Origin of the sequence: Sphingomonas sp. GM_Shp_2 (assembly GCF_026540875.1) — a bacterium.
Classification (GTDB): Bacteria; Pseudomonadota; Alphaproteobacteria; order Sphingomonadales; family Sphingomonadaceae; genus Sphingomonas; species Sphingomonas carotinifaciens.
The window spans coordinates 18,926-32,765 of record NZ_JALNUQ010000029.1 but is presented as its reverse complement, the minus strand read 5'-3'; the positions used below and the strand labels follow the sequence as shown (position 1 = coordinate 32,765).

Annotated in this window: 10 protein-coding genes; 7 read left to right on the top strand and 3 right to left on the bottom strand. The window is 69.5% G+C overall.

Features of this window, described 5'->3' with window-relative positions:
- The first annotated feature begins 144 nt into the window (after nucleotides 1-144).
- The 6 genes from OXR08_RS11250 to OXR08_RS11225 all read left to right on the top strand — a co-directional run bounded on the left by OXR08_RS11250 (nucleotide 145) and on the right by OXR08_RS11225 (nucleotide 7,449).
- On the top strand, nucleotides 145-1,317 hold the full coding sequence (locus tag OXR08_RS11250) for an MFS transporter (RefSeq protein WP_267349881.1): 1,173 nt from the start codon (nucleotides 145-147) through the stop codon (nucleotides 1,315-1,317).
- 55 nt (nucleotides 1,318-1,372) lie between these two features.
- Complete coding sequence (locus tag OXR08_RS11245) at nucleotides 1,373-2,665, top strand: dicarboxylate/amino acid:cation symporter (protein ID WP_112381811.1); 1,293 nt, start codon at nucleotides 1,373-1,375, stop codon at nucleotides 2,663-2,665.
- 74 nt (nucleotides 2,666-2,739) lie between these two features.
- Entirely contained in the window at nucleotides 2,740-4,845 is a 2,106-nt protein-coding gene (locus OXR08_RS11240; protein ID WP_267349879.1) for a PBP1A family penicillin-binding protein, read from the top strand.
- Nucleotides 4,846-5,162: 317 nt separating this feature from the next.
- Nucleotides 5,163-5,330: a hypothetical protein gene (locus OXR08_RS11235; RefSeq protein WP_267349877.1), complete on the top strand. Its 168-nt coding sequence runs from the start codon at nucleotides 5,163-5,165 to the stop codon at nucleotides 5,328-5,330.
- 200 nt (nucleotides 5,331-5,530) lie between these two features.
- Complete coding sequence (locus tag OXR08_RS11230) at nucleotides 5,531-6,532, top strand: beta-eliminating lyase-related protein (protein ID WP_267349907.1); 1,002 nt, start codon at nucleotides 5,531-5,533, stop codon at nucleotides 6,530-6,532.
- A complete protein-coding gene (locus OXR08_RS11225) occupies nucleotides 6,529-7,449 on the top strand; it encodes a DMT family transporter (protein WP_112381609.1) in 921 nt (306 codons plus the stop codon). The genes OXR08_RS11230 and OXR08_RS11225 overlap by 4 nt, the downstream gene beginning before the upstream one ends.
- Here OXR08_RS11225 and OXR08_RS11220 read toward each other — a convergent pair.
- From OXR08_RS11220 to OXR08_RS11210, 3 genes are all read right to left on the bottom strand, one after another.
- A complete protein-coding gene (locus tag OXR08_RS11220) occupies nucleotides 7,359-8,168 on the bottom strand; it encodes an NAD(P)-dependent oxidoreductase (RefSeq protein ID WP_267349905.1) in 810 nt (269 codons plus the stop codon). The genes OXR08_RS11225 and OXR08_RS11220 overlap by 91 nt on opposite strands.
- 34 nt (nucleotides 8,169-8,202) lie before the next feature.
- A complete protein-coding gene (locus tag OXR08_RS11215) occupies nucleotides 8,203-9,834 on the bottom strand; it encodes a M28 family peptidase (protein WP_267349876.1) in 1,632 nt (543 codons plus the stop codon).
- Nucleotides 9,835-9,899: 65 nt separating this feature from the next.
- On the bottom strand, nucleotides 9,900-10,754 hold the full coding sequence (locus OXR08_RS11210) for an MBL fold metallo-hydrolase (RefSeq protein ID WP_267349874.1): 855 nt from the start codon (nucleotides 10,752-10,754) through the stop codon (nucleotides 9,900-9,902).
- Between the two features lie 470 nt (nucleotides 10,755-11,224).
- On the opposite strand from OXR08_RS11210, the gene pepN reads away from it, so the two are divergent.
- Nucleotides 11,225-13,816 (top strand): aminopeptidase N, encoded by a 2,592-nt coding sequence (pepN, locus tag OXR08_RS11205; protein WP_267349872.1) that lies wholly within the window; start codon nucleotides 11,225-11,227, stop codon nucleotides 13,814-13,816.
- Nucleotides 13,817-13,840: the final 24 nt, after the last annotated feature.

Genomic DNA, 13,840 nt, shown 5'->3' with positions numbered 1-13,840 from the left:
TCACATCATGCGGCCAGAGTATCGTCAAGAAGCGCCCTCAATAGGTATGATGACGCCGCCCCGTCCGCCTTCATCGGGCATGCGCCGCCGCCGAAACGGCGCCTGCATTTGCGATCCCGCCGCCCCGCCGCTAGGCGGCAGCGCATGCATCGCCGCTGGCCCGCCATCATCGCGCTCTGGCTGCTCGGCGTCCTGGCCGCCGCGCAGCTCGCCAAATTCTCCACCATCGCGCCCGTCCTGCGCGCCCGCTTTGCACTGTCGCTGCCCGCCACCGGGCTCTTGATCTCGCTGCTGGAGGTCGGCGGCGGCCTGCTCGGCTTCGTCGCAGGGCTGGCGCTCGGCCGCATCGGCTATCGCCGCGCGCTGGTCACCGGGCTCGCCACGCTGGCGGGATGCAGCCTGGTCGAGGCGCTGGCCACCACCCCCGCCCCGCTGTTCGTCGCGCGCGGGGTGGAGGGGATCGGCTATCTTCTCGTCGTCATCGCCGCGCCCACCGCGATCGCCGCCATCGCAAGCGACCGCGACCGCCCCCGCGCGCTGGCCCTGTGGAGCAGCTTCGTGCCCGTCGGCGTCGCGGTCGGCGGCGCGGTGACGGGGATGGGGACGCAAGTTCTCGACGCCACCGGTCTGCTGCTGCTCTGGGCGGCGCTGCTGGCGCTGGCGGTCATACCGGCGCTGCGCCTGCCGCTCGGCACCGCCGCGTCCCGCGGGCTCGCGTTGCCGGCGCCGGCGGCGTGGATCGCCACCTTCGGCTTCGGCCTCTACACGCTGTTCCTGTGCGCGCTGACCATGTTGCTGCCCACCTTCCTGACCGAGATGCGCGGTGCCTCGCTCGCCACCGCCGGGCTCGTCGCCGCCTTTGCCTCGCTTGCCGCGCTTCCCGGATCGGCGATCGCGATGGCGCTGATGCGGCGCGGTGCGCTCAGGTCCAGCGCGATGATGCGCATCGTCGCGCCCGCACTTGCCGTCACCGCGCTGCTCGCGCCGCTGGTCTTTGCCGATATCGGCGGCTGGGGCATGGCGGCGCTCGTCGCGGTGGCGGTGGTGGGCGCCAGCGGCCTCGTCTCCCCGCTCGTCTTTGCGCGCCTGCCGATCCTGGCGCGCGCCGCCGCGGCCGACGATCCGCGCATCGCCACCGCCAACGGCCTGCTGACCCAGTTCGGCGCGGGCGGCGCGCTGATCGGCCCGCCGCTCGGCGGCCTGGTCGTCGGGCTATGGGGCTGGCCGGGGCTCGGCATCGCCATCGCCATGCTGTCGCTCGCCATGCTGGCGACGATCGCCCTGGCTGAGCGCATCGGTGCCCGTCCCGCGCTTTAGCCGCCTCACGCAAATCTTGGCTGTCGCGGCTGTCGCCATGCACTACATTGCCGCGATGAAGATCCGCTTCTCCTTCGGGGCACAGGTGTTCGTCGGCATGGCCGCCGGCCTGCTGCTCGGCCTTCTCGCGCGCCAGTCGAACCTCACCGGCCTGGCCGAGGCGCTTCGCATCGTCGGGGAAAGCTTTGTCCAGCTGCTCAAGGTGCTGGTCGTGCCGCTGGTCTTTACCGCGATCGTCGCGTCAATCGCGGCGCTGCGCAATCTCAACAATGCCGCGCGGCTCGTCGCCTCCACCTTTATCTGGTTCGCCATCACCGCGCTGATCGCGGTCACCATCGGCCTTGCCCTCGGCACCATCCTCGAACCCGGCCTCCATGCCGGCGTCGCCCCCGCCACCGCCACCCGCCCCGACACCGCCGGCTCCTGGCTCGATTTCCTGCGCGGCCTGATTCCCGCCAATATTCTGGGTCTGTCCGCCGCCACCAAGGTGCCCGACACCGGCGGCTTCGCGACCGCCCTGTCCTTCAACATCCTCCAGATCATCGTCATGGCCGTCGCCATCGGCGTCGCCGCGGTGCGGGTGGGCGAGGCGGGCAACGCCTTTCTGTCCTTCAACGCCTCCGCGCTGGCCATCTTCCGCCGCATCCTCACCTGGGTGATCCGCCTCACCCCGATCGGCTCGGGCGCGCTGCTCGGCAACGCCATCGTCCGCTATGGCTGGCAATCGCTGTCGGCGCTGGGCAGCTTCGCGTTTGCCGTCTATCTCGGCCTCGCCCTCGTCCTGTTCGTCGTCTACCCCCTCCTCCTCCTCGCCAACGGCCTCTCCCCCCGCCGCTTCTTCGCCGCCGCCTGGCCCGCCATCCAGCTCGGCTTCGTCTCGCGCTCCTCGATCGCCACCCTCCCCGTCACCGAGGATGCCGTCGAACGCCGCCTCGGCGTGCCCCGCGCCTATTCGGCCTTTGCCGTGCCCTTTGCCGCGACCACCAAGATGGACGGATGCGCCGCGATCTACCCGGCAATCTCCGCGCTGTTCGTCGCGCAATATTACGGCCTTGCCCTCCATGCGACCGATTACCTGCTGATCGTCGCGGTCTCCGTGCTCGGCTCGGCCGCGACCGCGGGGCTGACCGGCGCGGTGGTGATGCTGACGCTGACGCTCTCCACCCTCGGCCTGCCGCTGGAGGGAGCCGGCCTCCTGCTCGCCATCGACCCGATCCTCGACATGGGCCGCACCGCGATCAACGTCGCGGGGCAGGCGCTGGTCCCGACGCTGGTCGCCAAACGCGCCGGCCTGCTGGCGGACGCGCCCACGCAGGACGTCTTGCCCGAGGCCGCCCCCGCGGCGTAAAAGGCGCATGAGCTTGCCAGCGGTGCGTTGCCAAGGTAATACACGCGAGTGGCCGACCGCCGGAACCCCAAGTCATGCGCCCCGATCCCTTCAATCCCAACGATCCTTTCCGGGGCGAGCGTCCGCCACCCGATCGCCCGTTCGAACCGATCGGCGACGCCAGCCCTTATTATGACGAGAATGACGAACGCTGGTCCTTCGGCCCGGTGGACGAGCCCGCGCGTCGCCGCCCCGCCTGGGGCAAGTGGCTGGTGCGCGGGCTCGGCGCCGGCATCGTCCTGCTCGTCGTCGCGATCATCTGGCTGGCGGTCACCGCGCCCCTTTCGCGCTCGCTGCAACCGCCCACCCCGCCCTCGATCACGCTGACCGACGATGATGGCCAGCCGATCGCCCGGCGCGGCGCGATCATCGGCAAGCCCGTCGATGCCGCCACCCTGCCCCCGCATGTGCGCGAGGCGTTCATGGCGATCGAGGACCGGCGCTTCTATTCGCACTGGGGCATCGACCCGCGCGGCATCCTGCGCGCGCTGGTCCACAATCTCGGCTCGGGCGGCGTGCGCGAGGGCGGCAGCACGATCACGCAGCAGCTCGCCAAGAACGCCTTCCTCGATTCCGACCGCACCGCCGGACGCAAGATCCGCGAGGCGATGATCGCCTTCTGGCTGGAGGCGTGGCTGACCAAGGACGAGATCCTGTCGCGCTATCTGTCCAACGTCTATTTCGGCGACAATGTCTACGGCATCGACGCGGCGGCGAAGCATTATTTCGGCCGCACGCCAAAGACGCTCAACATCGGTCAGGCCGCCATGCTCGCCGGGCTGGTCAAGGCGCCCTCGCGCCTCGCCCCCACCAGCAACCTTGCCGGCGCGCGCAAGCGGCAGGCGGTGGTCGTCGCCGCGATGGAGGATGCCGGCTTCCTCACCAAGGCGGAGGCCGATGCCGTCCGCCCGCAACGCGTGCTGGCGCAGCGCCCCGAAACCCTGCCCAGCGGCACCTATTTTGCCGACTGGGTGCTGCCCGAAGCGCGCGATCAGGCCGGCGAGATCAAGACCGAGGCGACCGTCAGGACCACGCTCGACCGCCGCCTCCAGCGCCTGGCCGAGCGCACCGTGCGCCGCGCCGGGCTGCGTCAGGCGCAGGTCGCGCTGGTCGCGATGCGCCCCGATGGCCGCGTCGTCGCGATGGTCGGCGGCAAGGATTACGCCAAGAGCCCGTTCAACCGCGCCACCCAGGCGCGGCGCCAGCCCGGCTCCGCGTTCAAGCTGTTCGTCTATCTCGCCGCGCTCCGCTCCGGCCTGACCCCGGATTCGACCGTCGAGGATCGCCCCGTCGACATCGCCGGGTGGAAGCCGCGCAACAGCGACGGCCGCTATCTCGGCGACATCACGCTGCGTCAGGCGTTCGCGCGGTCGTCCAACGTCGCGGCGGCACGCCTGACGCAACAGGTCGGCGTCCGCGCGGTCATCAAGGCGGCCCGCGATCTCGGCATCTCCACCCCGATCGCCAACGAGGCGACGATCGGCCTCGGCACCTCCACCGTCTCGCTCCTCGAACTCACCGCCGCCTATGCCGCGATCGCCAACGAAAGCTATCCGGTCCAACCCCGCGGCCTCGCCGATGTCCGCGACAAGAGCTGGTACCAGTCGCTGACCGATCGCCCGCAGGGTTTCTCCGCCAGCGTGCATGACGGCATGCTCGACCTGCTCGGCTCCTCGATCCGCAGCGGCACGGGGCGCGAGGCGCTGCTGACCGTCGACGCATATGGCAAGACCGGCACGACGCAGGATGCGCGCGACGCGCTGTTCGTCGGCTTCGCGCGCGATCTGGTGGTCGGCGTCTGGGTCGGCAACGACGACAACACCCCCAATCCCGGCCTGTCCGGCGGCGGCGTGCCGGCGCGGATCTGGCGCGACTTCATGCAATCCGCGCTCGACATCGCCCCCGTCCCCGCCCCGGTCGTGGAAGAGGCCGTCGACGAGAATGTCATCGACGCCAATGTGATGGAAAGCGGCGACCCGGTCGGCGATCTGATCCAGGGCATGGGCGTCGACATGCGGCTGGGCGAGGACGGCTCGCTGATCGTCGGCCCCGCCCGCGGCCGCCGCGACGAGGAACGCGGCCCACCCCCCGAAGACCGCCGCCCCCGCGACGGACCGGAGGAACCGGACGAGGATTTCTAGAGATCGGCATCCGGTAAGCCCTCTCCCCTCCGGGGAGCATCAGGTAAACAGCGCCCCGCGCTGTTTAGTCCATGCCGGGGGCATGGACGACCTGATGCTGGAGGGGACCCGCGGCTTTAGCCGTGGGGAGGGTGAGGGGCCGCGAAGCAGCGCAGCACTGCTGGTCTACCCCTCACCCTCCCATCGCTTCACGACGGACCCCTCCAGCATCAGGAAGGGAGAGGGGAACCGCGCTGACCCCGATGTATGCCAAAACGGACTTTGACCCTGTCACGGGCAAAATCGCATATTGCCCCCGCTGCCGGCCAAACCGACCGGTGCTAAGCCGCCGTGACGGGCGCCGCGTACGCAGCGGAGGCGCCACCGCGCTGTCGGGCGACGATGTCGCCACCGTCGCCCGGGCGCATGCAGTATCCACCTGCAGCATCTACAAGGTCCGCGCCGCGGCGGTCGATCTCAACCGGGGAGACGGACCGGGCCGATGATCGCGCTGCTCCACCCGCTTCTCTATACCGGCGTCGCGCTGTGGCTGCTCACCGATCTGGGCAGCCGGCTGTGCCGGGGCATATTCTCGCGGTCGAGCCTCAAGGATGCGGCCGGCGCTGAAACGGTTGATCGTCGTCGCACCCTGACGCATCGCGGACAGCCGTTGACGCCCCCTCGCCTCGCGCCCAAGGCGCTGCGCATGCGCTTCTTTTCCGACAACGCCGCCCGCATCCATCCCAAGATTCTCGATGCGATCGTCGCCGCCGACACGCTGGACACCGCCTATGACGGCGATCGCTGGTCGCAAGGCTTGGACGCACGGCTTTCCGCGCTGTTCGATACCACGGTGGAGGTGTTGTGGGTGCCCACCGGCACCGCCGCCAACTGCCTCGCGCTGGCCAGCCTCTGCCCGCCTTATGGCGGTGTCGTCTGCCACCGCGATGCGCATATCCAGAATGACGAGGGCGGCGCCCCCGAATTCTATACCCACGGCGCCAAGCTGATGCTGGCGGATGGCGAGGGTGCCAAGCTGACGCCGGCCACCATCGCCCATCTGCTGGATGCGATCCCGGCCCATGTCCACAGCGTCCAGCCGCACGCCATCTCGATCACCAACGCCACCGAATATGGCCGCGTCTATGCACCCGAAGAGGTTGCCGCGATCGGCGAACTTGCCCGGAACCGCAACCTCGCGCTCCACATGGACGGTGCCCGTTTCGCCAATGCGGTCGCCGGCACCGGCGCGCACCCTGCCGACCTGACCTGGCGCGCGGGCGTCGATGCGCTGTCCTTCGGCTTCGTCAAGAATGGCGGGATGAGCGCGGAGGCCTTGGTCTTCTTCACCCCCGGCCATGCCGATGCCGCGCGCCGCCGCCGCAAGCGGGCCGGGCTGCTCTTTTCCAAGGGCCGCTATCTCGCCGCGCAGATCCTGGCGATGGTCGAGGACGATCTGTGGATCGCCAACGGCGCTGCCGCCAACGCGCATGCCGCGCGCCTCGCCGCTGCCGCCGGCGACCGGCTGGTCCATCCGGTCGAGGCCAACGAGGTCTTCCTGCGCATGACCCCGGACGAGGCCGCGGCGCTCCGTGCGCAAGGCTTCGACTTCTACGACTGGGCGGCGGGCGAGATCCGCCTCGTCACCGCCTGGGACAGCGACGAGGACGCCGTCGCCCGCCTCGCCGACGCGATTGCCCTTCTGTGAGCGAATTCGACCACCGCCCGCAATCGACCAAGGCGGCGATCCTCGTCCCCTTTGCGATCGTCACGCTGATCTGGGGATCGACCTGGCTGGTCATCCGCGATCAACTGGGTGTGGTGCCGCCCTCCTGGTCGGTCAGCTACCGCTTCCTCGTCGCCGGGCTCGCCATGGCCGCCTATGCGAAGTTTCGCGGCGAAAGCTTCCGGTTGGGCGCCGGCGGGCTGCTGTTCGCGCTCGCCATCGGCGTGTTCCAGTTCGTGATGAACTTCAACTTCGTCTACCGGGCCGAACAGTTCATCACCTCCGGCCTCGTCGCCGTCGTCTTCGCGATGCTGCTCGTCCCCAACGCCCTGTTCGCGCGCGTCTTCCTCGGACAGCGCCTCGGCGGACAGCTCATCGCCGGCTCCGCCGTCGCCATGGCCGGCGCCGCCCTCCTCTTCGTGCACGAGGCGCGCGTCGATCCCGCCGGCCCCGCCAACGCCCTTGCCGGCATCGGCTTCACCGCCCTCGCCATCCTCGCCGCCTCCACCGCCAACGTCATGCAGGCGACCCGCACCGCGAAACGCTATCCGATGCACAGCGTCCTTGCCGTGGCGATGCTCTCGGGCGCCGGCATGGATGCCCTGCTCGCCTATGCGCTGGCCGGGCCACCCAGCTTCGAGTGGCGCGCCGGCTATGTCGCCGGCATCGTCTATCTCGGCCTCGCCGCCTCCGCGCTCGCCTTTCCGCTCTATTACCGCGTGCTGCGCGTCATCGGCCCGGCCAAGGCGGCCTATTCCAGCGTCATCGTCCCCGTCATCGCGATGCTGCTGTCGACGCTGTTCGAGGGCTATCGCTGGTCGCCGCTCGCCGCCGCCGGGGCCGCCGTCACCGGGCTGGGGCTGGTCATCGCACTCAGCGCGCGCAGGCCCAACCGGTAATCGGGAAAGCGCAAGGTCCAGCCCAGCACCCGCTTCGCCTTGCCGTTCGCCACCCGCCGGTTCTCCGCATAGAAACCACGCGCCATCGGCGACAGGCTGTCCAGGGATACGACCGGCGGCGGCGGCAGGCCGATCAGCGCCGCGGCGAACGCCACCACATCGTCCTGCGGGCATGGGACATCGTCGGCCAGGTTGTACGCCCCGGCCGGCGCATCGAACCCGGCGATCACGCCCGCCACGATATCGTCGGCATGCACCCGGCTGAACACCTGGGTGGCCAGCCCGATGCGGTGCGCCCGCCCCGCGCGCACCCGGTCGATCGGCGAGCGGCCCGGCCCATAGATGCCGGGCAGGCGGAATACCCGCGCACCCCGCGCCAGCCACGCCGCATCCGCCTGCGCGCGCGCCACCCGCCGCCCGCCGCCGGTCGGTGCGCTCTCATCGACCCACGCGCCCCCGGCATCGCCATAGACGCCGGTGGAGGACAGATAGCCCAGCCAGCCGCGCCCCAGCCACGCACCGTACCGGTCCAGCACCGGATCGCGTTCGTCCGCCGGCGGCACCGAGGACAGCACATGCGTCGCCGACGCCAGCGCCGCGATCACCGCCGCATCATCGTCGAAGCGGATCGTGCCGTCCCGCCCGTCGCGCGTCGTGCCCGTCACCTGCCAGCCGGCACGGGTCAGCCGCGCCGCCAGTGCCGACGCGACATAGCCCATGCCGAAGACCAGAAGCCGGCTCACCCGATGCGCCTTACTTCGCCGCCATCGGCCCCTTGTAGAGCGTGCCGAAATAGTCGCCCTTGTTCCACACCGGCCGCGCATCGCCATCGGCGATCTCGCGCGCGATGGCATAGTTCACGCCCACGAAGCGCGGCCCCTGGCTCCAGTCGATCGGCAGGCTCAAATCGTCGGACGGCTGGTGATAGTTGTTCGACATGAACGTCTTCACCGCCGCGGCGCCCGGCCCCTTCTGGCCCGGCCACAGGAAGACCGAAGGGATGCCCTTCTGGACGAAGCGGAAATGGTCGGAGCGCACGAAGATGCCTTCCTCCGGCATCGGATCGGGCGACAGCGGCAGGCCGAGCGCCCCCACCGCCTTGCGCACGATCGGCCCCAGCGTCGAGCGCTCGGCACCGAACACGATCATGTCCTCGAACGTGTAGGTCAGGATCGGCATGTCCAGGTTCACGTCCGCCACGATCGACGCCAGGGGCACGGTCGGGTTGTTCGCGAAATAGTCGGAACCGACCAGCCCCTTCTCCTCCGCGGTCACCGCCAGGAACATCACGCTGCGCCGCGGCGGCTTGCCGCTTTCCTTGAAGCGCTTGGCTTCCTCGATCAGGCTGGCGATGCCGATCGCATTGTCCAGCGCGCCATTGTTGATCCGGTCGCCGTCGCCGCCCTCGTTGACGCCGATATGGTCCAGATGCGCGGACAGCACGACCACCTGGTCCTTCAGCTTGGGATCGCTGCCCGGAATCATGCCGATGACGTTGCTGCTCGGCATCGGCGTCGCGCTGGTCTTCAGCGCGACGGTCAGCGTGCCCCTGGCCGCCACCGGCCGGTAGCGCGGGGTTTCTGCCGCCGCCGCCTTCACCACCGCATCCCAGTCCTTGCCGAACAGCTTGGCCGCGCCCGCCGCGCTCAGCGTTCCCAGGATCGGCGTGCCCGGCGTCGGATTATGGACGGTGCCGTCGGCATTGGCCCAGCCCACGCGCGGCCGGTCATAGCCGGCCGCCATCACCTGGAACGACCGCTGCCGCCCCACCGCGCTCGGCATGACGAGCTGGATCGCGCCCACCGCCCCGCGCGCGGCGGCCAGTGCCGCCTTGTTCGCCGCGCTGCCGAAAAAGGCGCGTTCCTCGCCGCCCAGCCCGGCGGGCGTGCCGGGGACGAACGCCACGATCTTGCCGCGCACATCGACGCCCTTGAAGTCGTTCTGGCCATATTGCGGCGCATCGATGCCATAGCCGACGAAAACGACCGGCGCCGACAGGCTGGTTTCCGCATGCCCCGGCACCGGCGACGGCGCATAATCCTCGCCAAAGGTCAGCGTCACCGGCTGCCCTCCGCGCGCCGTCCAGACGAAGCTTCCCTGATCGGCCGCCTTGTAGCTGACCAGCGGCACCTTTTGCAGATAGCCGCCGGCATCGCCCGCCGGCTTCAGCCCGGCCGCATAGAATTGCGATGCGACATATTGCGCCGCGATGTCATATTCGGGGCTTCCCGCCTCGCGCCCCTTCATCGCGTCGGAGGCCAGGAACATCACATGCGCGCGCATGGCCGCCTGATCGGCCGGCAGTTCGGGGATGGCGGGCGTGGTTTGGGCGGAAGCGGCGGCGGACAGGGCAAGCAGCGAAACGAGCGCGACACGACGGAACATGCAGGGTCCTTCGGAACAGACTGTTGCACGCACCTAAAGCACATCGCACCCGATCGAAACAGCACTCAAAGCGGCTTTCCCGCCTGCGCGCGTGCCAGTTCCACCGGATCATGCGTGCACGTCACCGTCACCACGTCCGCCTGCTCGATCGACAACGCGCGCAGCCGCGCCTGATTGTCCATCCGGCTGCGCGCATCCACCTCCATCAGCCGCTGATAGGCGCGCAGACCCGGCGTGCACCGCCGCCGCGCCTCGCGCATCTCCCCGCGATAGAAATAGGCATCCCCTGCGTGCAGCAGCCAGCGGCCACCCGGCTGCGCCACCGCCACCCCCGCATGTCCCCAGGTATGTCCGGGCAGCGGCACCATCAGTATCTCGGGCGGCAGGCCCTTCAGGTCGCGCACCGCCTCGAAGCCGAACCAGCCGTCTCCCTGCGGACCGTATAGCTGCCAGTCGCGCACGCCGTCGATCTGGCTCGGCCGCCACCGCGCCTGCGCCACGACGCCCGCGCGCGGTCCCGTCGCATCGCTATATTCGCGCGCCATCACATGCACCGCGGCATTCGGAAAATCCTCCAGCCCGCCGGCATGGTCGAAATCCAGGTGCGTCACCACGATGTGCCGCACATCCTGCGCCCGGTATCCCAGCGCCTCGACCTGCCGGATCGCCGTTTCCCGCTCGCGCAGCCGGATGTTCAGCATCGCCCGCCACGTCCGCGTGATCCGCGGCGAGGGCGAGGCATGCGGCCGCGCCACGTCGCGCAAACCATAGCCGGTATCGACCAGCACCAGCCCATGCGCATCCGTCTCGATCAACAGGCAATGGCAGACCAGATGCCCGAGCACGCCGTGGCTGCACCCGTCGAACAAGGCGCCGCCCACCGGGCAATCGGTGCCGCAGTTCAGATGATGGATCCGCATCCGCTACTCCTTCCGCCCGCCAACGTGCAGCGCCCGGTGAGGGTCCGGTCAAACCACCCGACACCAACCTGAATCATGATGATTTTCAATTATTTACCCTCGCCCCTCCGGGGAGAGGGAAGGGGCCCGCTGCCTTCAGGCAGTGGGAAGGGTGAGGGGCAGACCAGCAGTGCAACGCTGCTTGACACCCCCTCACCCTCCCGTCGCTTGCGCAACGGGCCCCTCCAGCATCAGGGGAGAGGACTCGGTTTCAGCGCTGTCCTACAAACCCCGAATCCGCTACCATCCACGCCATGCGCACCCGGCCCCAGACCCGGCCTCTCCCCCCAGCGCACGATTGCAAAAACGGTAAGTGGACACAGGAGGGGGGGTGTAGTGTCCACTTCCAGCCGCCCCGGCCGGCCATGTCGCCGAAAATGCCCCGAATCACCCCACTGACGCCGCCGCCGCTTGCCCCTATATTGCGGCCCATGGACATGCAGCACAGCGCCGCCACCCCGTCGGTCATCCACCGCGCGGATTACCGCCCGCCCGCCTGGCGCGTGCCCGAACTGGCGCTGGATTTCGATCTCGACCCGGCCGCCACGCGCGTCCGCGCCACGCTGTCGGTGGAACGCGGCGGCGCGCATGGCGAACCGCTGCGCCTGGATGGCGAGGGGCTGACCCCGCTGGCGGTCCGGGTCGACGGCGTCGCGGTCAACGACTGGTGGATGGAGGGCGAGCGGCTCATCGTGCCGCTTGCCGGCGACGCGCACCGCGTCGAGACGGAGGTGGAGATCGCGCCCGATCGCAACACCCAGTTGATGGGCCTCTACGCGTCCGGCGGCAATCTGTGCACCCAGTGCGAGGCGGAGGGGTTTCGCCGCATCACCTTTTTCCCCGATCGCCCCGACGTCCTCACCGTCTACCGGGTGCGGATGACCGCGGACGCCCGGCGCTTTCCCGTCCTGCTGTCGAACGGCGATCCCGTCGGCCGGGGCGAGCTGCAGGACGGCCGCCACTGGGCCGAATGGCACGATCCCTTTCCCAAGCCGTCCTATCTGTTCGCGCTGGTCGCGGGCGATCTGGCGGTCAATCGCGGCACCTTCACCACCCGTTCGGGTCGCGTGGTGCAACTCGGCATCTGGGTTCGCGCCGCCGACCTGCCCAAGACCGATCATGCGCTCCATGCGCTCAAACTGTCGATGGCGTGGGACGAGCGCGTCTATGGCCGCGAATATGATCTCGACGTGTTCAACATCGTCGCGGTCGACGATTTCAACTTCGGCGCGATGGAGAACAAGGGGCTGAACATCTTCAACAGTCGCTACATCCTCGCCGATCCCGATACCGCGACCGATTACGACTATGACGCGATCGCCGCCGTCGTCGCGCACGAATATTTCCACAACTGGTCGGGCAACCGCATCACCTGCCGCGACTGGTTCCAATTGTCGCTGAAGGAAGGTTTCACCGTCTATCGCGACCAGGGCTTCTCCGCCGATCAGGGCTCGCCCGCGGTCAAGCGGATCGAGGATGTGCGCGGGCTTCGCGCCAGCCAGTTTCCGGAGGATTCGGGGCCCCTCGCCCATCCGGTCCGCCCCGAGGCCTATCTGGAAATCTCGAACTTCTACACCGCCACCATCTACAACAAGGGCGCCGAGCTGATCCGGATGATGGCGACCATCCTGGGGCCCCAGTCCTTCCGCGCCGCGACCGACCTGTATTTCGACCGCTTCGACGGCACGGCTGCCACCTGCGAGGATTTCGTGGCCTGCATGGAGGAAGCGGGCGGCATCGACCTGTCGCAATTCCGCCTGTGGTACAGCCAGGCCGGCACCCCGCGCGTCTCCGCCAGCCTTGAGCATCAGGCCGGCGGCGGCCGCGCCACGCTGCGCCTTGCCCAGCATGTGCCCCCCACCCCCGGCCAGCCGGTCAAGCAATCCATGGTGCTGCCGCTGCGCCTGCGCCTGTTCGGCGCGCAAACCGGCCAGCCGCTGACCGACGAACAGCTCGTCCTGCTCGACCAGCCCAGCAAGACCATCGTCTTCGAAACCGTGGCCGAGCGGCCGGTGCTGTCGATCAACCGCGGCTTCTCCGCCCCGGTGGTGGTGGAAAGCGACCGCTCGCCCGCCGACCTCGCCTTCCTGTCCGCGCATGACGACGACCCCTTCGCCCGGTACGAGGCGATGCAGCAACTGATGCTCGACACCCTCGTCGCCGGCGCACTCGGCGATGCGGCCGATCATCAGGGCGTGGTCGATGCGGTCGCGCGCACCCTCGACGGCCCCGATCTCGACTGGGCGTTCCTGGCGGAGGCGGTGCTGATCCCCTCCGAAAGCTTTGTCGGCGACCAGTTGGCGGTGGTCGACCCACAAGGGATCCACGCTGCGCGCGAGGCGCTTCGCCGGGCCCTCGGCACCGCGCTCGCCGATCGCTGGCGTGCGCTCTATGACCAGACCGGACAGGGCGCCTACACCTATTCGCCGGAGGCCAAGGGCAAGCGCCGACTGCGCGGCGTCGCGCTCGGCTATATCGCCGCCAGCGGCGCCCCCGACGCCGCCGACCTCGCCTTCCGCCAGTTCGAGGCGGCCGACAACATGACCGACCGGCAAAGCGCGCTCAGCACGCTGGTCAATCTCGGGGGTCCGGCGTGCCAGGCGGCCCTCGACCGCTTCTATACGCGCTATGCCGGCAACGCGCTCGTGCTCGACAAATGGTTCCAGACGCAGGCGCTGTCCTCGCGCGACGATACCGGCGCGGTGGTCGCGGCGCTTGCCCGGCATCCGGACTTCACCCTCGCCAATCCCAACCGCGCCCGCGCGCTGATCGGCGCGTTCGGCGTCAACCAGCGTGCCTTCAACGCCGCCGACGGCTCGGGCTATCGCTTCCTCGCCGACCAGCTGATCGCCCTCGACCGCCTCAATCCGCAGACCGCCGCCAAGCTGCTCCCTCCGCTCGGCCGCTGGCGCCGCTTCGACGCCGCCCGCGCCGCCCTCATGCGCGCCGAGCTGCAACGCATCGTCGCGGTCCCCGGCCTGTCCCGCGACCTGTACGAGCAGGCCAGCAAGTCATTGGAATAAAATAGGAAACTCCGTTCGCCCTGA